Source organism: Streptomyces sp. NPDC111656 (genome assembly GCF_055656965.1).
Genome location: NZ_JBVKCA010000043.1, coordinates 16,643 through 38,196, shown reverse-complemented (window position 1 = coordinate 38,196; position 21,554 = coordinate 16,643). Strand labels below are relative to the sequence as shown.

General features: G+C 70.8%; 18 protein-coding genes and 3 tRNA genes. 6 read left to right on the top strand and 15 right to left on the bottom strand.

The features are described from left to right. Positions 1-377 precede the first annotated feature (377 nt). From ACZ7M3_RS51135 to ACZ7M3_RS51125, 3 genes are all read right to left on the bottom strand, one after another. A complete protein-coding gene (locus ACZ7M3_RS51135) occupies positions 378-749 on the bottom strand; it encodes a VOC family protein (protein ID WP_472073468.1) in 372 nt (123 codons plus the stop codon). Between the two features lie 118 nt (positions 750-867). Further along, positions 868-940 (bottom strand) — tRNA-Arg (locus ACZ7M3_RS51130). 194 nt (positions 941-1,134) lie between these two features. After that, a tRNA-Ser gene (locus ACZ7M3_RS51125) sits at positions 1,135-1,225 on the bottom strand. Between the two features lie 202 nt (positions 1,226-1,427). Here ACZ7M3_RS51125 and ACZ7M3_RS51120 point away from each other — a divergent pair. Then, the gene (locus tag ACZ7M3_RS51120) at positions 1,428-1,925 is read left to right on the top strand and encodes an SSI family serine proteinase inhibitor (RefSeq protein WP_472073465.1); all 498 of its coding nucleotides are present in this window, start codon (positions 1,428-1,430) and stop codon (positions 1,923-1,925) included. 202 nt (positions 1,926-2,127) lie between these two features. Further along, complete coding sequence (locus tag ACZ7M3_RS51115) at positions 2,128-6,243, top strand: hybrid sensor histidine kinase/response regulator (protein WP_472073463.1); 4,116 nt, start codon at positions 2,128-2,130, stop codon at positions 6,241-6,243. A 101-nt stretch (positions 6,244-6,344) separates the two neighbouring features. Here ACZ7M3_RS51115 and ACZ7M3_RS51110 read toward each other — a convergent pair whose 3' ends face one another. The 8 genes from ACZ7M3_RS51110 to ACZ7M3_RS51075 form a co-directional block, all read right to left on the bottom strand. Next, a complete protein-coding gene (locus ACZ7M3_RS51110; RefSeq protein WP_472073461.1) occupies positions 6,345-8,021 on the bottom strand; it encodes a long-chain fatty acid--CoA ligase in 1,677 nt (558 codons plus the stop codon). Positions 8,022-8,169: 148 nt separating this feature from the next. Further along, positions 8,170-8,715: a SigE family RNA polymerase sigma factor gene (locus ACZ7M3_RS51105; RefSeq protein ID WP_472073459.1), complete on the bottom strand. Its 546-nt coding sequence runs from the start codon at positions 8,713-8,715 to the stop codon at positions 8,170-8,172. A gap of 254 nt (positions 8,716-8,969) precedes the next feature. Further along, a complete protein-coding gene (locus ACZ7M3_RS51100; RefSeq protein WP_472073457.1) occupies positions 8,970-10,139 on the bottom strand; it encodes a lipid-transfer protein in 1,170 nt (389 codons plus the stop codon). Next, complete coding sequence (locus ACZ7M3_RS51095; RefSeq protein ID WP_472073455.1) at positions 10,136-10,603, bottom strand: MaoC family dehydratase; 468 nt, start codon at positions 10,601-10,603, stop codon at positions 10,136-10,138. Before ACZ7M3_RS51095 ends, ACZ7M3_RS51100 begins: the two co-directional genes overlap by 4 nt. Then, positions 10,600-11,631 carry an acyl-CoA dehydrogenase family protein gene (locus ACZ7M3_RS51090; RefSeq protein ID WP_472073453.1) on the bottom strand — a complete coding sequence of 344 codons (1,032 nt, stop codon included), beginning with the start codon at positions 11,629-11,631 and terminating at the stop codon, positions 10,600-10,602. Before ACZ7M3_RS51090 ends, ACZ7M3_RS51095 begins: the two co-directional genes overlap by 4 nt. A gap of 1 nt (position 11,632) precedes the next feature. After that, positions 11,633-12,541: a bifunctional MaoC family dehydratase N-terminal/OB-fold nucleic acid binding domain-containing protein gene (locus ACZ7M3_RS51085; protein ID WP_472073451.1), complete on the bottom strand. Its 909-nt coding sequence runs from the start codon at positions 12,539-12,541 to the stop codon at positions 11,633-11,635. Next, entirely contained in the window at positions 12,538-13,701 is a 1,164-nt protein-coding gene (locus ACZ7M3_RS51080; RefSeq protein WP_393016055.1) for an acyl-CoA dehydrogenase family protein, read from the bottom strand. The genes ACZ7M3_RS51085 and ACZ7M3_RS51080 overlap by 4 nt, the downstream gene beginning before the upstream one ends. Positions 13,702-13,924: 223 nt before the next feature. Then, the gene (locus ACZ7M3_RS51075; protein WP_452963735.1) at positions 13,925-14,230 is read right to left on the bottom strand and encodes a hypothetical protein; all 306 of its coding nucleotides are present in this window, start codon (positions 14,228-14,230) and stop codon (positions 13,925-13,927) included. Between the two features lie 361 nt (positions 14,231-14,591). On the opposite strand from ACZ7M3_RS51075, the gene ACZ7M3_RS51070 reads away from it, so the two are divergent. The 3 genes from ACZ7M3_RS51070 (at position 14,592) to ACZ7M3_RS51060 (ending at position 16,472) form a co-directional block, all read left to right on the top strand. Then, positions 14,592-15,512 carry a bifunctional DNA primase/polymerase gene (locus ACZ7M3_RS51070; RefSeq protein ID WP_472073449.1) on the top strand — a complete coding sequence of 307 codons (921 nt, stop codon included), beginning with the start codon at positions 14,592-14,594 and terminating at the stop codon, positions 15,510-15,512. Between the two features lie 10 nt (positions 15,513-15,522). Further along, positions 15,523-15,954, top strand: a complete 432-nt coding sequence (locus ACZ7M3_RS51065) for a hypothetical protein (protein WP_388400324.1) — start codon at positions 15,523-15,525, stop codon at positions 15,952-15,954. A 164-nt stretch (positions 15,955-16,118) separates the two neighbouring features. Next, a complete protein-coding gene (locus ACZ7M3_RS51060) occupies positions 16,119-16,472 on the top strand; it encodes a VOC family protein (protein ID WP_261688571.1) in 354 nt (117 codons plus the stop codon). Positions 16,473-17,152: 680 nt separating this feature from the next. Here ACZ7M3_RS51060 and ACZ7M3_RS51055 read toward each other — a convergent pair. Continuing rightward, positions 17,153-17,239: transfer RNA gene (locus ACZ7M3_RS51055), tRNA-Ser, on the bottom strand. 280 nt (positions 17,240-17,519) lie between these two features. On the opposite strand from ACZ7M3_RS51055, the gene ACZ7M3_RS51050 reads away from it, so the two are divergent. Beyond that, positions 17,520-18,206 (top strand): alpha/beta hydrolase, encoded by a 687-nt coding sequence (locus ACZ7M3_RS51050; protein ID WP_472073447.1) that lies wholly within the window; start codon positions 17,520-17,522, stop codon positions 18,204-18,206. 363 nt (positions 18,207-18,569) lie between these two features. Here the strand turns inward: ACZ7M3_RS51050 and ACZ7M3_RS51045 are convergent, their stop codons facing one another. The 3 genes from ACZ7M3_RS51045 to ACZ7M3_RS51035 all read right to left on the bottom strand — a co-directional run bounded on the left by ACZ7M3_RS51045 (position 18,570) and on the right by ACZ7M3_RS51035 (position 21,450). After that, complete coding sequence (locus tag ACZ7M3_RS51045; protein WP_472073445.1) at positions 18,570-19,634, bottom strand: CU044_5270 family protein; 1,065 nt, start codon at positions 19,632-19,634, stop codon at positions 18,570-18,572. Further along, a complete protein-coding gene (locus ACZ7M3_RS51040) occupies positions 19,631-20,275 on the bottom strand; it encodes an RNA polymerase sigma factor (RefSeq protein ID WP_450434923.1) in 645 nt (214 codons plus the stop codon). Before ACZ7M3_RS51040 ends, ACZ7M3_RS51045 begins: the two co-directional genes overlap by 4 nt. A 320-nt stretch (positions 20,276-20,595) precedes the next feature. After that, entirely contained in the window at positions 20,596-21,450 is an 855-nt protein-coding gene (locus ACZ7M3_RS51035) for an AraC family transcriptional regulator (RefSeq protein ID WP_472073443.1), read from the bottom strand. Between the last annotated feature and the right edge of the window lie 104 nt (positions 21,451-21,554).

The window sequence follows — 21,554 nt, the reverse complement described above, 5'->3', positions numbered from 1 at the left end:
GGCGAAGTTCCTCGGCGAGGACAAGCCGGCCCCAAAAGGCTCTACCCGGTGATCGACCGACTCGTCGATGCCGGGGCACCGGTCGACAGGTGCTGCCGGATCCTTGGCGTCGCCCGGCAGAACTACTACAAGCACAAGAGCTGGGCGAGCTGATCGACGCGATGCTCAGCCACGCTCCGGAGGTCGCCCGACGATCTACGAGGTGGGCAAGGCCCTGAGCTGATCCCAAAGCCCCGGTTTATCCGGCGCCGCTCACGCGGCGAAAGCCAACAACAAAAGACCGGACCACCCCTCAGCCTGGACAGCATTCCGGGTGGTCCGGTCGTGGAATCCCTGATCAGCTGGTGTCCCAGTAGCCGTCTGATCGACTCCCGGGACTATCCGATGAGGGTCTCCTTCGGACGGACTACGCAGAACTCGTTCCCCTCCGGATCGGCCAGCACGGTCCACGACTCGTCGCCGCTCTGCCCGACGTCCGCTCTGCGAGCGCCAAGGGCAAGGATGCGCTCGATCTCGGCTTCCCGGTCCTCCGCCGTGGAGGTCAGATCGAGGTGCAGGCGGTTCTTGACGACCTTGCGGTCTGTCACCGGCATGAAGCAGATTCCCGCCGGGGCCGTCTCGTCCGGCCCGATCACGACCTCCCGCTCTCGCTCGGACAGGATCTGCCAGCCCAGCACCTCAGCCCAGAACCGGGCCAGGCCGGGCAGGTCGTGGGCGTCGATGACGATGTGATGCAGCGAGACAGGCATGCCGAACAGTGTTCCCTTTGAGCTCATGGACAGAACAGAGGCGGTTGCCGTCAAACACTGCCGTCAAGACAAAAGCCAGAGGCCCTGAGGAGTGATCCTCAGGGCCTCTGGTCTGGTGTGCACTCGGCAGGATTCGAACCTGCAACCTTCTGATCCGTAGTCAGATGCTCTATCCGTTAAGCTACGAGTGCTTGTTTTCTTGTCTCCTGCTTCGTCCCGCTTCCCGGGCTTTCGGCCCGCTCGCGGCGACAGGAAGAACATTACATGACTGCCGCCGCCATGTGAAATCCGTTTGCTGCACCCCTTGTGAGCTGGGCAAACGCGCTCCAGAAGGGCTCAACGCCGAAGCCCCGGTCCAGGTGGACCGGGGCTTCGGATCTTGGCGCGGAGGCGGAGGGATTTGAACCCTCGATGGGCTTTAAGGCCCAAACCGCATTAGCAGTGCGGCGCCATAGACCGGACTAGGCGACGCCTCCCGCACAACCGCCCACGCGAGCGCGAGTGGTGCGTGCAGATGATGACACAGCCGGGTGGGGTGTCACCAATCGGCTCCCACGGTACTAGGCAGTCGGGTCACAGAGCAAAGTCCCGAGGAGCCGGTGAGCCGAACCTCTGAGAGGCACGGGGTCACGCGGCGGCCGCGCGCAACCGCTCGGGGCCCCTCGCGTTAGTCAGGTCATGTTGCGTCGTCTCGTCCTCACCGCCGCCGCGTCCGTCGCGGCACTGTCCGCCGTGCCCGCCCTGCCCGCCGTCGCCCAGGCCGGGGCCGCCCCCGCGGAACCGGCCTCCCTGAGCCTGATGCCTCCGCCGGCCCGCGGCGAGGATTCCGGGGACCGGCTGACCGTGACCGTCCAGCACACGGAAGGCGGTGACCGGAGGTACGAGCTGCGGTGTCATCCCGATGGCGGCACTCACCCCGACGTGGGCAAGGCGTGCGCAACGCTGGACCAGCGCACCACCTGGGGCAAGGACCCCTTCGCCCCCGTGGCGCCCGGCACGATGTGCACGATGATGTACGGCGGTCCGGCCACCGCCCATGTGACCGGGACCTGGGCCGGGCGGCCCGTCGACGCACGGTTCGACCGGGCGGACGGCTGCCAGATCGCACGCTGGGACGTCCTCGTCCCCCTGCTCCCCGGCTCCGCCCACAGCCGCGGCACGGCTCGGTCATGGTGACGCCACGGTTCGGCGGGGTAGGGAGGGAAGGGATGAAATGCGCGGTCACAGGTTCTTCGGTTCTTCTGCGTGCGACCTCCCTCTCATCCGGCGCCGCGAGCGCGACCTCTGCCCGTAGACTCCCTCGCGTGACACGCTGCGGGCAGGTTGGCAAGATGGCCCTCGCGGTCGGCAAGGTGCGGTAACAGGGAGGAAGCGTCTCGTGAGCAGCAGGCCATCCCGAGGCGCTGCTCGCCTCGCAGCCATACTGGACGCGCTGCCCGATGCGTTGGTGCTGGTCAACGCCAATGGCACGGTCGTCAACGCCAACACCATCGCCCTGGAGGCCTTCGAAGCTCCGGGTACGGCTCTGGTGGGCCGGGGGCTGCTCGATCTGCTGCCGCAGTTCGACTCGCGGCTGATCCCCGGGTCCATGCGGCGGCCCGAGACGATCGACCAGCGCGGGCGGACCAAGCCGACCAGGATGATCGCGCGGCGGACCGACGGCAGCGAGTTCCCGGTCGAGGTCACCAGCGCGAACCTGGAGAACGGCCAGCAGGCCTACGACAGTTACGGTCCCACCCCCGACGAGCTACTCATGCTCGTCGTACGCGATCTGTCGGGCACCGTCGACACCGAGGCCGAACTCGCGCGTTCGCAACGACAGACCGAGATGATCCTGCGCGCGGCGGCCGAGGGTGTCGTGGGCACGGACACGGAGGGGCGGGTCGTCCTCGTCAATCCGGCGGCCGCTCAGATCTTGGGATACCGGGCCAGTGATCTCGGCGGGCAGGACCTGCACGCCCTCATCCTTCACTCGCGCGCGGACGGCGAGCCCTTCGCGTACGAGGAGTCCCCGCTCGCCGACACCCTGCGCTCCGGGCGCAAGCACCGGGTGCGCGGGCAGGTGCTGTGGTCCAAGTCCGGGAACAAGGTGCCGGTCGACCTGACGACCGCTCCGGTGCGCGACGGGGACCAGCTCGTCGGCGCCGTGATGACCTTCACCGACCGACGGCCGTACGACAGCCTCGTCGAGGAGAAGGACGCCGAGGCCACCCAGCACGCGGAGGAGATCGAGCGGATCGGCGAGGAGCACGCGGCGGAGCTGACGGCGCTGCGTGAGCGGCACGCCGCCGAGCTCGCCGAGGTGAGCGAGCGCCACGAGGAGGAACTCGCCGCGGGCGACGAGCGGTACGCGGCGCTCGGCGAGCGCGAGAAGGACCGCTACGAGGCGCTGAGCGCCCGGCACGATCAGCTCCTCTCGGTGCTCGGCCAGTCCCTGCGCGGGCCCCTCGACCAGCTGCGCGGTGAGCTCTCGAAGCTCGCCGCCGACGACGCCGGCCAGCTGTGGCCCGAGGCCAACCAGGTACTTCACCACCTCGCGGCGGGCTACTCGCGGATCACGACCCTCGTCGACAACGTGCTCGGCTATCAGCGGCTGGACGCGGGGGCCGAGCAGATCGTCCGTACGAACGTGATGCTGGACGCGGTCGTCGCGGCCGGTGTCGACGGGGCCGTCGAACTGATCGGGCCCGGGCGTGTGCAGTTCGCCGTGCACGCGCCGCCCATCGAGGCCGAGGTCGACCCGCAGCGGCTCGCGCAGGCGCTGGCGCACCTCATCGCGGACGTGGCCGGCGTCGACGCGACCGGCAACGCGCCGGCATCCGCGGGCGGCTACATGGACAACACCGTCGTCGTGGCGGCGGCGCAGCGCGGCGAGGTCGTACGGATCGAGGTGCGCGGCCCGTACAGCGGGGGAGACCCGGTGCACGAGCCGATCGTGCGCGGGATCGTCCGCGCGCACGGCGGCGTACTGCAGACGCATGAGGTGCCGGGAATGAGCGGCAGCGCGTTCGTCCTGGAGGTGCCGATCGGCGACGGGGCCGGAGCGATGGCCCCCGAGGCCCCGGCGTCGACCGGTGCCGAGATCGCCCTCCCCGAGCAGGCCTCGCACCAGAACGGCGGCAACCAGAGCGGTGGCAGGCGGCGGGCCCGGAAGTCCTCCGTGGACGCCTTCCTGGAGAGCGAGGTCGCCCCCGCGGAGCCGGTCACGACCGAGGGCGGTGCGGCCGCTCCCACCGGGCGGCGCAGGCGCCGTACGGCCGCGGAGCAGGAGGCCGCCGAGGTGTCCGTGCCCGCGCAGGCCCAGGGCCCCGGTGACGGCGATGGCGTCGCCACCGGGCGCCGTCGTGGGCGGCCGAGCCCGGTCGAGGGCGCGGACGGCGACGCGGCCGAGGGCGTGTCGGAGGGCGCGGTCGTCATGGCGGGCGAGCACGCGGCGGGAACCGCGGCCGTGGGTACGGGACTGGGCGGGACGGTGCCTCCGCAGGGGGTTCCCGTGGCTTCTCCGCAAGGGGTGCCCGTGCCGTCCGGGCGGCGGGCACGGCGTGACGGCGAACAGCACGCGCTGCCGCCCGCGTTGCCCGCGGCTCCCAGCGCCTCGAGCGCGCCCGGTGCTCCGGGTGCCCCGGAGGCCGTCCCCGCCGAAGGTGCCGACGCGCAGCCGACCGGTCGACGTCGGCGGGCGCTGGCCGCGGCGGCCGAGCGGGCCGCCGCGCAGGAAGGCGGCGCCCGGACCGTGTTCGCGCTTCCGCCCGCGGAGGCGGACCGCTCACCCGAGTACATCCAGGCCGAACAGGCCCAGCAGGCGCAACGGGCCCAGCAGCAGCTCCTGGAGCAGGCGGGCGACGCCGTCGGTGCCGTCGCCGGTCGTGGCCAGCGGGACGAAGGCCGGCACGACGGGATGCCGCACGACCCGGCCGACGATCACACTCCGCCCCAGCCGCACCCGGTTTCCGCGCCGTCGGGAGTGCGGACCCGCCCGGCCCCGGCTCGGCCGGACGCGGCGGCGGTTCCGGCCCAGGGCGTCCCCGTACCGGCCACCCCGGCGCCCGGAGCCCCGGCACAGGCCGTCCCCGCGCAGGCCCCGGCCCCTTGGCCGGCCCCGAACGCCGACGACACCTCCGGCGCCGGAACCCCCGTACCGCCCGGTGCCCCCGTGCCTGCGGGAGCGCCCGTACCGCCCGGTGCACCCGCCCCGGCGGCGGCTGCCGCCCGTCAGGCCCAGCCGCAGGCGCAGACTCCGGCGCCCGGCACCCCCCTCCCGCCGGAGCAGCCCGCGCGGCCGGTGCCCCGGCCGGGGGCTCAGCCGCGGGTCGCCCAGCCGCTGCCCGCCGAGGCCGCCTCGCCGATCGACCCCAACTCGACGCAGGGGCGCGCGTTCAGCGTGCGGACGCTCGGGCAGGGCGTGCCGTTCAGCCGTCAGTCGGCGCCGAACCAGCCGGGGGCCGTGCCGGCCCGGACGCAGGCGCAGGCACAGCAGACCGCCACGCCTCCCCCGCACCAGACCAACGGCTCCGGCCGCCGCCGCAAGCTCGGCACTCCCCCCGAGCCCGCCACCGAGCGCCCCGAAGCGTCGGCGCGCCCGCACCCGCAGGCCGGGCAGACCGCCGCGGCTCCCGGGCCGAGGCTGCCCGGAGCGACCGAGGGCGCCGGTCGGTCGTACGCCATAGGAGCCCCGGACAAGAACGCCGACGAGGGTCCTGAGCCGCTGGACGGTCCCGGTGGCGCGGTCGAGGTCGCCGACCAGCCGCAGCCGCGGCCCGTGGACGACGAGCTGCCCCCGGAGCCGCTGGACAACCCGCGCCGCCTCCTTGTGTGGCCCGCGCCGGACGTGACGACCCAGCAGGCGCTGAGCGACCGCGGCTACCGGCCCGTCATCGTGAACTCGCGCGAGGAGGTGGACGCGCAGATCGCCGCGTTCCCGGCCGCGCTGTTCGTGGACCCGCTGACCGGTCCGATCACACGCACCGCGCTGCAGTCGCTGCGCCAGGCCGCCGTCGCCGCCGAGGTCCCGGTACTGGTGACGGCGGGACTGGGGCAGGCGACGCGCGAGGCGGCGTACGGCGCCGATCCCGCCGTACTCCTGAAGGCGCTCGCGCCGCGGGACTCCGAGCAGCACCCGCCGCGTGTGCTGCTCATCGAGGAGCACGCGGAAATCGCGCTGGCGTTGACCTCGACGCTGGAGCGGCGCGGAATGCAGGTGGCGCGGGCGTCCACGGACGAGGACGCCGTCACGCTGGCCTCTCAGATGCGGCCGAACCTGGTCGTGATGGATCTGATGCAGGTACGGCGTCGGCGCGCCGGGATCGTGGACTGGCTGCGGGCGAACGGACAGTTGAACCGCACACCGCTCGTCGTCTACACCGCGGCTGTCGACCAGGCCGAACTGCCGCGCCTCGCCGCGGGTGAGACGGTCCTGTTCCTCGCCGAGCGCTCGACGAGCGCCGAGGTGCAGGACCGGATCGTGGATCTGCTGGCGCGCATCGGCACGAACTGACCCGCTGCGCTGCGGGCCTCGAACTGGATTCACACATACGACGGTTGGGGTGCTGTTTCACGTGAAACAGCACCCCAACCGTCATTCTGCCGTCGAGAGCCTCAGAGCTGGGTGACGTCCAGCGCACCCTCCGCGTACTGCCTGCGCAGCACCTTCTTGTCGAACTTGCCGACGCTCGTCTTCGGGACCGACTCGATGATTGTCCAGCGCTCGGGGAGCTGCCACTTGGCGATCTTGCCCTCCTCGGCGAGGAAGGTGCGCAGCGACGCGAAGTCGGCGGTGGCGCCCTCCCTCAGGACGACCGTGGCGAGGGGGCGCTCGCCCCACTTGTCGTCGGGAACGGCGACGACGGCGGCCTCGGCGACGGCCGGGTGGGACATCAGCGCGTTCTCCAGGTCGACGGAGGAGATCCACTCGCCGCCCGACTTGATGACGTCCTTGGCGCGGTCGGTGAGGGTCAGGAAGCCGTCGTGGCTGATCGTGCCGACGTCGCCGGTCTTGAGCCAGCCGTCCTCGCTGAACTTGTCGGCGGGGCGAACCGGTTCCGTGCCCTGGCCGCCGTAGTACGCGCCCGCGATCCAGGGGCCGCGCACCTCCAGCTCGCCCGCGGACTCGCCGTCCCAGGGGAGACGTTCGCCGCCGGGGCCGGTGAGTCGGGCCTCCACGCCGGCCGGGAAGCGGCCCTGGGTGAGGCGGTACGCGAACTCCTCGTCCGTGCCGACGACGCCGGCCGGCGGCCGGGCGATCGTGCCCAGCGGGGAGGTCTCCGTCATGCCCCAGGCGTGGCAGACGCGCATGCCCAGCTTGTCGAAGGCCTCCATGAGGGAGGGCGGGCAGGCCGAGCCGCCGATGGTGACCTGGGTGAGCGAGGAGACGTCCCGGGGCTTGGCGTGCAGTTCGCCGAGCAGGCCCTGCCAGATGGTGGGGACGGCCGCGGCGTGCGTCGGCCGCTCGGACTCGATCATATCGGCGAGCGGCGCGGGCTGGAGGAAACGGTCCGGCATGAGGAGGTTGACGCCGGACATGAACGTGGCGTGCGGCAGGCCCCAGGCGTTGACGTGGAACTGGGGGACCACCACGAGCGAGGTGTCCTGGTCGGTGAGCCCCATCGACTGGGCCATGTTGACCTGCATGGAGTGCAGGTAGATCGAACGGTGGGAGTAGATGACGCCCTTGGGGTCGCCGGTGGTGCCGGAGGTGTAACACATGGCCGCGGCGGCACGCTCGTCCAGCTCCGGCCAGTCGTACGTGGTCGGCTTGCCCGCGACCAGCGCGTCGTACTCGTGCACCTGGACGCTCGCGCCCTCGAGCAGCGAACGGTCACCGGGGCCCGAGACGACCACGTGCTCGACCGTCGGCAGATGGGGGAGCAGCGGCGCGAGCAGCGGGAGCAGCGAGCCGTTGGCGATGATCACGCGGTCGGCGGCGTGGTTGACGATGAAGACGAGTTGTTCCGCGGGGAGGCGGAGGTTGAGCGTGTGCAGGACCGCGCCCATCGAGGGGATCCCGAAGTACGCCTCGACATGCTCGGCGTTGTTCCACATCAGCGTCGCCACACGGTCGTCGTCCTCGACACCGAGGTCCTCGCGCAGCGCGTGCGCGAGTTGGGCGGCCCGGTCGCCGATCTCGGCGTAGGAACGGCGCTGCGGCTCTCCCTCACCTGTCCAGGTGATCACCTGCGAGGTGCCATGGATGGCCGACCCGTGGGTCAGGATCCTCGAGATCAGCAGCGGTACGTCCTGCATCGTGCTCAGCACGGCGTCCTCCCGGGGCGACATTGCCTACGAGGTGGTAAGGGATGCGCTGATTCTGCGCACATACCACGCGGTATGTCACTAGCTCCGGCCGATCGATCAGGTCACAGGGGTCGTTCGGCTCGGACGGGAACTTTTCCGCAGGGGCCGTTCGGCCCGGATCTGCCGAAGGTCAGCGCACGGGTTCCAGCTCCGGGTCCTCGCGCAGCTTGCCCAACGCCCGTGACACCGCCGACTTGACCGTGCCGACGGAGACGCCGAGCACCTCCGCGGTCTGTGCCTCGCTGAGGTCCTCGTAGTACCGCAGGACGACCATGGCCCGCTGCCGCGCCGGGAGCTTCATGATCGCGCGCCACATCGCGTCGTGCAGCGCCTGCTGCTCGGCCGGGTCCCCGGCGGGGGCGTCCTCCGGCTCCGGGAGCTCGTCGCACACGAACTCGTCGACCTTGCGCTTGCGCCACTGCGAGGTCCGGGTGTTCAGCAGCGCACGCCGTACATAGCCGTCGAGCGCGCGGTGGTCCTCGATCCGCTCCCACGCGACGTAGGTCTTGGTCAGCGCGGTCTGCAACAGGTCCTCGGCGTCGCTCGGGTTCGCGGTCAGCGAGCGGGCGGTACGCAGCAGCACCGGCTGGCGGGCCTTCATGTACGACGAGAACGACGGGTACGGAAGGGTCCGCGTCCCGCCGTTCGAACCGCTGGTGCAGACGAGTGAGGTCATGGCTCCACGCTAGGAGTGACCCCTACCTTTTCGGATCGGCCGCAGGTCCCGAAGAGGTGTCCCCCTCAGGTTGTAGGAGGGGGGCCGGCCCCACCTCCTGAGGGTGGACGAGCGGCGCCCGCACCCTGAGGGTTCACCCCTGAGAGACCCGTACGGCCGTAGTACGGCGGCGGCCGCCGTACTACCCGGGATGTCCCCGAGGGCCCCCGAAGGCTCTGTGACGCGGGGAGAACGGGGAGAGCCCGACAGCGTACTCACACCCCGTCCGCCCCCAGGATCAACCCCGATGTGGGGACCCCGGTGCCCGCGGTGACCAGGGTGCGACCGGCGCCCGGTATCTGGTTCACGGACGTGCCGCGCAGCTGGCGGACGGCCTCCGCCACCCCGTTCATCCCGTGCAGATACGCCTCCCCGAGTTGCCCCCCGTGGGTGTTCAGCGGAAGCCGCTCCTCGGCGACGAAGTCCGCGGCCTCCCCCGGCTTGCAGAACCCGAACTCCTCCAACTGCATCAGCACGAACGGCGTGAAGTGGTCGTACAGGATGCCCACATCGATGTCCTTAGGGGTCAGCCCCGAGGTCCGCCACAGCTGGCGCGCCACGACCCCCATCTCCGGCAGCCCGGTCAGCTCGTCCCGGTAGAAACTCGTCATCTGTTCCTGCGCCCGGCCCGCACCCTGGGCCGCCGCCGTGATCACCGCGGGCGGATGCGACAGCTCCCGGGCGCGCTCCACGGAGGTGACGACCAGGGCCTGGCCGCCGTCCGTCTCCTGGCAGCAGTCCAGCAGCCGCAGCGGCTCCACGATCCACCGCGAGGCCGCGTGTTCGGCGAGGGTGATCGGTCTGCCGTGGAAGTACGCCGCCGGGTTCGTCGCCGCGTACTTGCGGTCCACCACGGCGACGTGGCCGAACGCCTCGGGCGTCAGTGCGTAGGTGTGCAGATAACGCTGGGCCGCCATCGCCACCCAGGACGCCGGGGTGAGCAGCCCGAACGGCAGGGCCCAGCCCAGCGCGACGCCCTCGGCCGACGGCTCCCGCTGCTGCACCCCCGCTCCGAATCTCCGCCCCGACCGCTCGTTGAACGCCCGGTAGCAGACGACGACCTCGGCCACCCCGGTCGCCACCGCGAGCGCCGCCTGCTGGACGGTCGCGCAGGCCGCACCGCCTCCGTAGTGCACCCGGGAGAAGAAGGACAGCTCGCCGATCCCGGCCGCCTGGGCGACGGTGATCTCCGGGCTGGTGTCCATGGTGAAGGTGACCATCCCGTCCACCTCGGCCGGTGTCAGCCCCGCGTCGTCGAGGGCCGCCCGCACCGCCTCCGCGGCGAGCGTCAGCTCGCTGCGCCCGGAGTCCTTGGAGAACTCGGTGGCCCCGATCCCGACGATCGCCGCCCGGCCGCCGAGCCGGTCCCTCGTGCGTACGCTCACGAGGCGCCTCCGGGCGGCAGGGTGACCGTCACGGTCCCGGTCACATGTCTGCCGATGCCGTTCGCCCCGACGACGCGCACGGTCGCGGTGTCGCCCTCGACCTCTTCGACCTTGCCGGTCAACACCATCGTGTCGCCGGGGTAGTTGGGCGCTCCCAGCCGTATGGCCACCTTACGGAGGACGGCGTCCGGTCCGTAGTGGTCCGTGATGTACCGCCCGACGAGGCCGTTGGTGGTCAGGATGTTCATGAAGACGTCGGGGGAGCCCCTGTGCCGTGCCAGCTCGGCGTCGTGGTGCACGTCCTGGTAGTCCCGGGAGGCGATGGCCCCGGCCACGATCAGCGTGCGCGTGATCTCGATCTCCAGCGGCGCCAGCTCGTCACCGACCCGCGCGCGCTCACCCTCTCCGACCCGCACGCGCTGTCCCTCCACGCCCCGCGCGCGCTCCCCTTCCCCGACCCTCATGTCTCCTCCTCCCCGCTCGCGATCAGCTCCCCCAGTTCCTGGAGGACTTCGCTCCCGCACCCCAGGTACGCGTCCAGCTGCCGCCCCCACAGGAAGTGCCGGTGCACCGGGTGCTCCAGGTCGGCGCCCGTCCCTCCGTGCAGATGCTGGCCCGCGTGAACGACCCGCTGACCCGCCTCGGACGCCCACCAGGCCGCGGTCAGCGCGTGCGTCGCGTACGCGAGCCCCTCGTCGCGCCGCCACGCCGCCTCGTACGCCGTCACCCGTATCGCCTCGGTGTCCATGTACGCGTCCGCGGCCCGGAGTTGGACACCCTGCTTGGCCGCGAGCGGACGTCCGAACTGCTCGCGTGTGTTGGTGTGCTCCACGGCTCGTGCCAGCGACCCGGCGCACACCCCGGCCTGCAGCCCCGCGAAGGCCGTCCGGGCGGTGGCGAGCACGTCGTCGTACGCGTCCGTCCCGCCCACCGGCTCACCCGGCGTCCCCTCCAGCGTCAGCCGTCCCGCCGCCCAGGGCGCCGTCAGCTCAACCGGCGCGCACCGCGCGTCAGCGGTCCGCACGAGCCACAACCGGCGCCGGTCGTCCGCGACGAGCACATGGGTGGCGTCCCGCAGCCACGGCACCACGGGGACGACGCCGCTCAACCGCCCCGCCGCGTCCGCCCGTACGCCTCCCGGCTCGAAGACCGCCCCGCACACCACCGCCGTCCCGTCCCCGATCCCCGGCAGCAGCCGCTCCCGCTGCTCCGGTGATCCATGGGCGGACACCGCCAGCAGCCCGTACACACAGCTCGCCGCGAACGGCACCTGGGCCGTGGTCCGCCCCTGCTCCTCCAGGAGCAGCACCAGGCCGAGGAGCCCCGTGTCCGCGACGGCCGCCACCAGCCCGGCCGCGCACAGCGCCTTCCATGTCTCGGCGTCGCTGCCGGTGCCGACCGCGGCGAGCCGCTCCGGGGTGGAGAGGTCGCCGAAGATCCGCGCGGCCAGGTCGCGGGCGGCCGCCTGCTCCTCGGTGGGCGTGAAGTCCATGTCAGCGTCCCCCCTCCGCACCGGCCCGGAAGACCGGCAGCACCAGCTCCTCGTCGTAACCCTCGAACCTGAGCCGCACGGGCATCCCGATCCGCACCTTGTCGGACGGCACCCCGATGACGTTGCTGACGATCCGGACGCCCTCGGCGAGCTCGATCAGGCCCACGGCGTACGGAGGGTCGAAGGCGGGGAACGGCGGGTGGTGCATGACGACGTACGAGTAGACCGTCCCGTCTCCGCTCGCCTCGAGCGTGTCCCACTCCGGGGAGCCACACGCGCCGCACCCCGGCAGCCAGGGAAACCGCAGCGTCCCGCAGCCGCCGCACCGCTGGATCAGCAGCTGGTGCCGGCCGACGCCCTCCCAGAACCCGGCGTTGTCCCGGTTGACGACCGGTCGCGGCCGGGCCGCCTTGGGCTTGGCGCGCGCCGGGGCGTACTTGAGGATCCGGAACCGGTGCGTCCCCGCCGGCTCCCCGTTCGCCCATACGTCCATCCGTGTCGTGACGAAGTGACCGGTGCCCAGCTTGGTGGTCTTGCGCTCGGAGACCGACTCGATCACCGCGTCGAAGGTGATCTCGTCGCCGGGCCGCAGCGGGCGCAGGTACTCCTGCTCGCAGTCGGTGGCGACCACGGAGGTGCAGCCGGCCTCGTCGAGCAGGCCGAGCAGCTCGTCGTACGCGTCCGAGCGGCCCTCGTGCCCGGACAGGCCGCCCATCGTCCACGCCTGGAGCATGGTGGGCGGCGCCACGGCGTCCGGGCCCGTGTACGCCGCGTTGGTGTCGCCCATCGCCTCGCACCAGTGCCGGATCATCGGCTCGTTGACCGGGTCCTTGCCCACGCCCGCGACGGCGGTCGCACGCCCTTCGTACGCCTTGAGCCGCACCTCCAGCTCGGCCGCCTCGTCGCTCACCGCCGCCCCCTCGTCATCCCGAGCCGCATGGTCGCCACGATCTCCCGCTGCACCTCGCTCACCCCGCCCCCGAACGTGTTGATCTGCGCCGCCCTGTTCATCCGCTCCAGCTCGCCGTCCCCGAACACACCCGGCGAACCGGAGCGCACCAGCGCCCGCGCACCCACGACTTCCTGACACATTCGGTACGAAGCGACCGCCGATTCCGTTCCCGCGACCTTCACGCCGCTCGCGTCGCCCGGGGCCAGTCGGCCGGCCCCGACATCCCCCACCAAACGCCAGTTGAGCAGGCGTGATGCCGCCAGTCGGGCATGCACCTCGGCCAGCCGAAAACGCACCCAGGGCTCGTCAACCCGACGCCGCCCGGTCACCGGATCGGGGGTGCGCGCTGCCCGCAGCGCGGCCGCGTAGAAGTCCTCGGCCTGCATGCCGATCGCGGCGAGGGCGACCCGCTCGTGGTTGAGCTGGTTGGTGATGAGATCCCAGCCGCCGTTCTCCTCGCCGACGAGGTTCGAGGAGGGCACGCGGATGCCGTCGTAGTACGTGGCCGTGGTGGTCAGCCCGCCCACCGTCTCGATCGGTGTCCACGAGAAGCCCGGCGCGTCCGTGGGCACGAGGACGATCGAGATGCCCCGGTGCTTGGGCGCGTCGGGGTCGGTGCGGCAGGCGAGCCAGATCCAGTCGGCGTGCTGGGCGTTGGAGGTGAAGATCTTCTGCCCGTCGATCAGCCAGGACTCGCCCTCCCGCACGGCGCGGGTGCGCAGCGAGGCCAGGTCCGTGCCCGCCGAGGGCTCCGAGTACCCGATCGCGAAGACGAGGTCGCCCCTGAGGACGCGCGGCAGGAAGTACTCCTTCTGCGCCTCGCTCCCGTACTTCATGAGGGTCGGTCCGACGGTGTTCAGCGTGACCATCGACACCGGCGCTCCGGCCCGGTACGCCTCGTCGAAGAACACGAACTGCTCGTCGGCTCCGCGCCCTTGGCCCCCGTACGCGACGGGCCAGCCGATCCCGAGCAGTCCGTCGGCGCCGATGCGGCGCAGCAGCGCGCGCTGCCTGCCGGGGTCGTCGGCGGGCGGGGGACCGTCGGGCATCAGGTCCCGGAAGTACGTACGCAGTTCGGCGCGCAGCCGTTGCTGGCGCTCGGTGGGGGCGAGGTGCACGGCGGCGGCCCTCCCGGACCTCGTACGAACAAGGTTTTCTGACTGTCCGTCAGATAACGAGAGCTGTCAAGGTCACGACGAGACCGTCGAGGACGGACACGCGAAAACGCCTGCGCGACGGCACCGAAGCACCGTCGCACAGACGCGTTACTACCCCACAAAGCACCCCACACGGTGCTTCAAGGCCGGTGAGCCCGTCGAGGGCGGGCGAACCGGCCCCGGCTCACCAGAGGTTGGTGAAGTTGATGACGGTGTGCGACTGGTCGATGGCCGTGAACGCGGAGTTCTTGACCTGAGCCGTGTTGCTGTGGTTCGAGGCCCCGAATCCGACCGCTTGCTGCTGTGTGGTCGAGGAGTTGCCGCTGTTGTTGTGTCCGACCCCGCTGCCGCTGACGGTTGCCACGCCCGCGTTCGATCCGTCGTCCGCGAAAGCGCCGTTGTCCGCCGCGGCGACGCCCGTGAAGAGGGCGGCGGCGAGGGGCAGCGCCGAGACGGCGGCGAGAACACGGGCGGTACGGATGCTTGCCATGTGAATTCCTCCAAGAACCGGATGTACGGACCGGCGTGAGCCGGGAAGTACTGCTCGTTCCAAGGCGGTTGGCCGACCACCCCGGCGCTGATCACGACGTCGCGACTCCAGAGTTGCCCACCGAATCACCGCCGAACCACCCCGGAAGCCGTGATTCCTCCTCAAGCGTGAGTACATGTCGATAAACCCTCTTCATGACAAGAAACCCCAGATCAGATCGGATCGGACAGCTCGACCCCGGGCGCCCCAAGAGAGGAACCGTTCCGCCACTTTTTGGCCAATCCTCCCCAAATCCCCTTCCCGGCGCCCCCGCGCACGGCAAGCCCTTCCCTTTTTCGAACACTCGTACGAACATGGATGCATGGCCACCACCGACCGGCAGGCCACGACCCTGGCCCTGGCCCACGCCCTGTCCGCCGCCGAACGCGGACTCGCGGTGATCCCGCTGTCCCGCACGAAGCTCCCGGCCCTGCGCTCCCCCCACCGCGACGACCCCGATCCCGACCCGACGTCCCCTCCCTGCCACGGCGCATGCGGCCGCTTCGGACACGGCGTGTACGACGCCTCCACCGACCCCCGCCGCATCCGCGCGCTCTTCGCCGCCGCGCCCTGGGCGACCGGCTACGGCATCGCCTGCGGCCTCGACCCGCACCGCCTCATCGGCATCGACCTCGACACCAAATCCGGCACGGACTCCTCGGTCGCCCTGCGCGAACTGGCCCTGCGCCACCTGTTCACGATCCCGGAGACGGTGGTCGTGCTGACCCCGAGCGGCGGCCGCCACCTCTGGCTGACCGGACCGCCCGACGTGGTCGTCCCCAACTCGGCGAGCCGACTGGCCCCGGGCATCGACATCCGCGGCGCCGGCGGCTACCTGGTCGGCCCCGGCTCCCGCACCGAGCACGGCGTCTACGGAACGGCCCCGGGCACCGCCCAGTTGGCGCCCGCGCCCTGTCCGCGCGAACTCCTGCGCCTGCTCACGCCCCCGCCCCGCACGCACCACCACGCGCCCCCTGCGACCGGCCAACACGGCCAGGGGCTGGTCCAGTTCGTGCTCGCCGCCCACGAGGGCCAGCGCAACACCCGCCTCTTCTGGGCTGCCTGCCGCGCCTACGAGAACGGCATAGGCCCGGAACTGACCACCGCCCTCGTCGAGGCCGCCCTGCGCACCGGCCTCACCGAACGCGAAGCCCGCTCGACGATCGCCTCGGCGTCCCGGATGACGTTCCCACGCCCCGGGCCACCGGAAAACGGAACGACACCACGAACCGCCCGTCCCTAGGCTGCGGGCCATGGCACTGACCCGCGTCACCCTCACCTCGGGCAGAACCGTCGAGATATCCGACCTGCGCCTCACCTCGACCTACGGCGGAATGCTCGAGGGCTACCCCTTCAAGCGCTGGAACGACGGCATCGTCGACGGCCTGGCCCGGCGCACCGCGGCGGCGTTCCCCAACACCCCGACGCACCTCGTCACACCCCACCGAGACCATCCGGACCTGCCCGCCCGCGGCTTCGGCCCGGTCGAACTGCTCCCCGCCGTGACCTGCGTCGGCCTCTTCCTTTCCAGCGCGGTCGACCCCGCCGTCGACCCCGTCCTCCACCGCTCGGCCCTCGCGGTCGCGTGGTTCCAGGCCACCCCCGACATCCCGTCCGGCCACACCGCCGATCCGGCCCTGCGCGCCATCCCCTGGGAGGAAGCCGCCCAGGACTTCGAACTGTGAGCCGTCGACGGCGGACGGGATGGAAGGGGAGCGGGGGAGAGTGGTGGGCCGGAGCGGTGGGCCGGAGCGGTGGTTCGGAAGGCCGACCAGTCAGCCGCTGCATGGCTTCCCTCAAGCGCTTCAAGCGCCTTCTCTCGAAACCCCGGTAGGCCTAGGCTCGGCTGATGACCTTGGAATGGCAAAATGTAATTGTCCACTCGGCAGATCCGGAGGCCCTGGGCCAGTGGTGGGCCGAGGCTCTTGGTTGGGTTGTGGTCCACTCCTCTGATGTGGAGTTCGCGATCCGCCCGGAGCCGGATCGCCTGCCGGGGTTGGAATTCGTCCGGCTCGACGAGAGCAAGAAAGCCAAGAGCCGGCTGCATCTCGACTTCGTGCCTGATGACCAGGACGCCGAGGTGGCTCGCCTGGAGGCTCTTGGCGCACAGCGTGTTGATATTGGTCAGGGTGACCAGCCGTGGGTCGTCATGGCAGACCCCGAAGGCAACGAGTTCTGTGTCCTTGGCCAACGACCTCAGTGAGAAACCCCCTTGCATGTTCGGCTGACACGGCCGCCGGAGACAGCCGCTGCCGTCAGCGCACCAGGGTGTGAACCCCGGCCGCCACGACGAAAGCGCTGCCCGCGATCAGTGCGAGCACCCCGCCAAGCACCAAGGCGTTTCCTTCTCCTCCACACGACCGGCGTCGCCATCGCGGAATTGTCGCAGGGGGCGCCGAAGGTGCCCGCACCTGATCGGCTCCGCCGACCGCTCCGTACAGTGCGCGGGGAGAGGGGCGGCATGGTTGATCAGAACTGGGGCGATGACACCGACTACCACCGGGCCGTGGGACGGGCGTGGGTCATGGTGGCGGTCGCCTCGTGTTGCTCGTTGGTGGCGGTCGGGTTCGTCGTCCTCGCTGTCTTCGGCGTGGGCGTCTTCGTAGCTCTCGTGAACGCTCTCGGCGGTTGGCCAACCGCGGTACAGCAGCGAAATACACCCACCACAGCAGCAACCACCCCCGGTCGGCGGCGTGCGTGCAGGACCTCAGCGCAACCCGCATGACCATCAGCGACCGATCCACACAGAACTACGGACCAGAAGCTGCCGTGCCCCTGCCATACCCGATCCACCGGTAACTGACGGGGAACCACGGTGGTTGACGGACAACGTACATGAGAGCGGCCCCCGACCGATTTACCTGGTCAGGGGCCGTCCACCTGCGGTGGGTGTGGGATTTGAACCCACGGTGACATCGCTGCCACGACGGTTTTCAAGACCGTTCCCTTAGGCCGCTCGGGCAACCCACCTCGCCCCGCCCACCAGGGTCGGAGCGGCTACAGCCTACCCGGCCCCGAGCGTCTCTCGGGGGCATGGTCCACACGGGGTCCACTGGCTCTGTTCCGTGCTCCCTGGCCACTGCGCCGATCATCAGCACCCGGCCCGCCCGCCTCAGCTCCACCAACACCGACCTACGCAGGCCAGACGATGGGTATTGGGCGACACGCCTGGCTATCACGGCCAATAAGGCACTAAACGCGCAACGTGGTGCAATGTCGCATATTTGATCTCTCTATAGGAGGAAATGCCATGGCGGGCAAGCCCAGCATTGTCTTCGCCCACGGACTCTGGGCGGATGGGTCGTGCTTCAACAAGCTCATCCCCACGCTCCAGGCTGAAGGGCACGAGGTGTTCGCCTCACAGCACGGCCTCGACTCGCTCGAAAGCGACGTCGCGTGCGTCAACTTCACGCTCAACCACGTCCCCGGCCCGATCGTGCTGGTCGGTCACTCCTACGGCGGGACCCTGATCACCAAAGCGGGCACCCACGACCGCGTCGGCGCTCTGGTGTACATCGCCGCGCTCGCCCCGGACGAGGACGAGACGTCGCAGGAACAGCAGGACAAATTCCCCCGCACACCCATCTTCGAGCACGTGGACGTCGCTGACGGCCGCGTGTGGCTCAAGCCCTCGGGCGTCCCGCACTTCTGCGGAGACCTCCCGGAAGCGGAGCAGAAGCTCGTCCTGGCGACGGGCGCTGTGCCGGTGGCGGACCTGTTCAATCAGCAGGTTCCCGGCACCGCCTGGCGGACAAAGCCAAGCTGGTACATCGTCGCCAACAACGACCACACCGTGCACCCCGACCTGGAGCGGTCCGCCGCCGAGCGCATGGGCGCCAACATCCGTCCCGTGGACAGCAGCCACGTTCCCATGCTCTCGCATCCTGACTTCGTCCTCGATGTGATCCGTGAGGCCGCGAAGTCCCTCGGCGCATAAGCCACGCCGACAACGACCGCAGCACCGCACGCAAGGAGGCGGCCCCGGACCGACCGGGCCGCCTCCTTGCGACGACATCACGCTTTCAAGCTCAGCAACCCGGCGACGGCGCCCGACTCGCAGTGCTGACGAGAGGCACGCCTCGGAGCTGGGACGACGGCAAGGGCGACCGCCAACACCCCCGGGCGCCAGTAGTGGCCGCCACCGGGCGGTTCGGAGTACGAGCAGGCCGCCCACGACACGGCGAGCGGTCTGCGTCCTTCGTAGCGTTGTGCTGCCTGCCGTCAGCTCTGGCCGGCCGTACGGCGCCTGCGCGCGATGAACACTGCGCCAGCCGCACTGCCCAGCGAGGCGATCGCGTTCTCACGCACCGGTACCTTGCGCGCCGGGGCGCTGCTTCTGGGCGTCGACGACGGCCCGCTCCAGCACGGCGGTGTATTCGAGGACCGTGCCGGGCTTGACGTCGTCGGCCTGCTTGACCTGGACACCGCGGCTGCCGAGATAGGCGTACGTCTTGCGGTCGAAGATCCACTCGGTGCGATCACCGCTCTGCTGGTCGACGTGGGCCAGGGCGATGCCCTCGCGTCCCGCGGCGTCCTTGACATGGTCCACCACCACAACCCCGGGGATCTTGGCCGCGGCCCGGTACAGCGCTGCGTTCAGCTTCGCCGGTGCGAGCTGCTCCCCGAGCAGGTCGCCGACCGTGGCGAATGCCTCCTGGTCCGGGGAGTTCCCCTGGCCCTTGGTCTCCTTGTAGATCTTCTTCAGCAGGACGTCCGGGTCGGTGGGCAGCGTCTTGAGGTAGTCGTAGGAGGGGGCGTTCAAGCTGCTCTCGACGTCGCTGTTGAGGGTGACACCGCCCTCGGGCTGGTAGCCGGGCTCGTCCAGCCAGCCCTGCTTGCCGTCGGGGGAATTCCATGCCTCACGGATATGCAGGGGCTGGACCCAGGTCTTGGACTTGTCTGTGTCTGTGTGCAAGACGGAGACGTAGGAGACCTTGCTCTTGACGTAGATGTACTGGCCCGGGCCGGGTTCGGGCGTCTTGCCGGCCGAGGCGGCGGCGGCGATGTGCTCGACGGTGGAGGCGAGCTGGGCGGTACTGCCGGGCTCGATGCGGACGACCGGCGCTTCGACCGGGGGCGGGGGGGCCGCGGTCGTGCCGCGGCCCCCGGAACCGGTCAGCGCGGTGAAGGCGAAGGCGCCGGCCAGGGCTGCGGCGGTGACCGGGACACCGATCAGCAGGACACGGTGTGCCGGGCGGCGGGACGGCGCAGGGGCGGGTGCGGTGGGCTGGATCTCGCTCATCAGGTGCTCCTCGAGAAGCAGGTGACGGTCGAGCGACAGGTGCGGGTCTCCCGGCGCCGGCAGCAACCGGGCCAGCTCCGCGTGGTCCAGCGACTCCTCACGCCGAGACTTCTTGCGGATCATTCGGACCTCTCCTCGTACGCCTCGTGTGACCGGGCCGCAGAAGTGCGGCCGCCCTGTACTTGTCCGTTGCGCGGTAGCGGTTCCCTGCGTTTCCTCAGTTCTTCGTCGGCCAGCTTGCTCAGCCGTTTGCGGGCGCGGGACAGGCGGGAGCGCACGGTGCCGACCGGGACGCCGAGCACGGCCGCCGCCTCCGCGTAGCCGAGCCCGGACCACACACAGAGTGTGAAGACCTCGCGCTCGCTCCGGCGCAGCTTCTTCAGCACCCGCTGGGCGGCGGCCAGCTGGTCGGCATCGGCTATGCGGCCCACGAGTTCGTCGGCGAAGTCCGGGACCGTTTCCTTGGCCGGCAAGCGCTCCAGGGCCCGCTGGTGGCGGCGCGCGGCGCGGGTCGTGTTGCGCAGTACGTTCACGGCGATGCCCATCAACCAAGGGCGCGGACTGTCGCCCTCGTCCCGCAGCTTGGCGCGCAGCCGCCACGCCTCCAAGAAGGTCAGCGAGACGATGTCCTCGGCGACGGTCCAGTCCCCGGTCACGCGCACCGCGTGCCGGTGGACCAGTCGGGCGTGGTCACGGAAGAGCTCGCGGAACGCCTCGGGGTCGCCTGCCCGTATCCGGGTGTGCAATGAGTAGTCCACGTCCATCCTTGTCCACACGGCGGGGCAGGTTCCCGTGGCGTGCGTCACACGGTCAGGAGACATGGGGCTCCGCGGCCAGGCTCGCACATCACGGCCGCCGTCTCCGTGGGCTGAGCAACATCTCGGGCGGCAGTGAGTACTGGGCGGCACGGCAGTTGAGCAGCAGGGCAGGTGGCGTTGTCAGGTTGCATGGAGGTCTTGTCGGGCGATCGCCCACACGACGTGCTCGGCCGCGATCCGCAACCGCCGTGACGAGTGGATCCGACCGGGCGCCTTCACCCAGCTCCAGCGCATTGACACTTGGTCGAGCCAAGTGCCACTCGGGGCTACGACACCTGTTGGGGCGCCGTTCGACAGGCAGCGGGGGTGACGCCGTAGGTGCGGGAGAACCATCGGGTGAGATGAGCTTGGTCCGCGAAGCCGGCCTCGGCGGCTGCTGTCGATGGTGCCATGCCCTTGGCCAGGAGCGCGCGGGCTCGGCGCAATCGCAGACCGCGTTGGTAGTCACTGGGTGCGAAGCCGTACGCCGCGCGGAAGCCCCGGTACAGCGCGAAGCGACTGCATCCGGCCACCCGAGCCAGGTCGTCGGCGGCGATGTTCTCGGCGAATCGCTGCCATAGCAGACCGCGGGCCCGCGCCATGGCGGCCAGATCCACCCTGCTCTGCTGATCCAGCAGGCGCGCCGGACGCGTGGCGGCGTCGCGGGTGAGGGCCGGCACCGCGGCGGTGAGGCGCTCGTCGATGACCAGCCGGGGTGCGTTGTCGACGACCGCGGTGTGGAGGCGGGCCACGGCTCGGGCCAGGGCCGGGTTGTCCACCACCGGGGTGTCGAAGAGCGGCAATCCGGCGCTGCCGGGAGCCGCGTCGGCGAGAACGTCCCGGACAAGATCCTCGCCGAGGTGCAACATGCGGTAGCGGTAACCGTGGTGGACGGCCGACTGTCCGTCGTGCGGCTCGTCCGGATTGAACGCCATGACCAGTCCGGCCGCGCTGACGTGCCGCTCTCCCCTGCGCACGAACGACTGGGCGCCGTCGTCGGTGACTCCGAAGGAGTACGTGTCGTGGGCATGCATCGGATAGGCGCAGTGCTCGAAGCGGGCGTCCATGACCTCCAGGGCAAGGCCGCTGAGCAGCGGATTCGCGGACCTGGTCCGCCGGTTCCTGGTCCACGCCCGGTCCACACGCACTGCTGCACAACGCGACAGGGCCGGATCAAGGTGAGACAGGCGCCACGCAGATGGGGTGCCACTCACTGAGTGACACCCCATCCGACCAGCACGTCCAT

Excerpts from the sequence above, each read along its gene's own strand:
- ACZ7M3_RS51135 (WP_472073468.1), bottom strand. The coding sequence starts at position 749 with ATGCCTGTCTCGCTGCATCACATCGTCATCGACGCCCACGACCTGCCC.
- ACZ7M3_RS51120 (WP_472073465.1), top strand. The coding sequence starts at position 1,428 with ATGTTGCGTCGTCTCGTCCTCACCGCCGCCGCGTCCGTCGCGGCACTG.
- ACZ7M3_RS51110 (WP_472073461.1), bottom strand. The coding sequence starts at position 8,021 with ATGTCGCCCCGGGAGGACGCCGTGCTGAGCACGATGCAGGACGTACCG.
- ACZ7M3_RS51105 (WP_472073459.1), bottom strand. The coding sequence starts at position 8,715 with ATGACCTCACTCGTCTGCACCAGCGGTTCGAACGGCGGGACGCGGACC.
- ACZ7M3_RS51095 (WP_472073455.1), bottom strand. The coding sequence starts at position 10,603 with ATGAGGGTCGGGGAAGGGGAGCGCGCGCGGGGCGTGGAGGGACAGCGC.
- ACZ7M3_RS51090 (WP_472073453.1), bottom strand. The coding sequence starts at position 11,631 with ATGGACTTCACGCCCACCGAGGAGCAGGCGGCCGCCCGCGACCTGGCC.
- ACZ7M3_RS51075 (WP_452963735.1), bottom strand. The coding sequence starts at position 14,230 with ATGGCAAGCATCCGTACCGCCCGTGTTCTCGCCGCCGTCTCGGCGCTG.
- ACZ7M3_RS51070 (WP_472073449.1), top strand. The coding sequence starts at position 14,592 with ATGGCCACCACCGACCGGCAGGCCACGACCCTGGCCCTGGCCCACGCC.
- ACZ7M3_RS51065 (WP_388400324.1), top strand. The coding sequence starts at position 15,523 with ATGGCACTGACCCGCGTCACCCTCACCTCGGGCAGAACCGTCGAGATA.
- ACZ7M3_RS51060 (WP_261688571.1), top strand. The coding sequence starts at position 16,119 with ATGACCTTGGAATGGCAAAATGTAATTGTCCACTCGGCAGATCCGGAG.
- ACZ7M3_RS51050 (WP_472073447.1), top strand. The coding sequence starts at position 17,520 with ATGGCGGGCAAGCCCAGCATTGTCTTCGCCCACGGACTCTGGGCGGAT.
- ACZ7M3_RS51045 (WP_472073445.1), bottom strand. The coding sequence starts at position 19,634 with ATGATCCGCAAGAAGTCTCGGCGTGAGGAGTCGCTGGACCACGCGGAG.
- ACZ7M3_RS51040 (WP_450434923.1), bottom strand. The coding sequence starts at position 20,275 with ATGGACGTGGACTACTCATTGCACACCCGGATACGGGCAGGCGACCCC.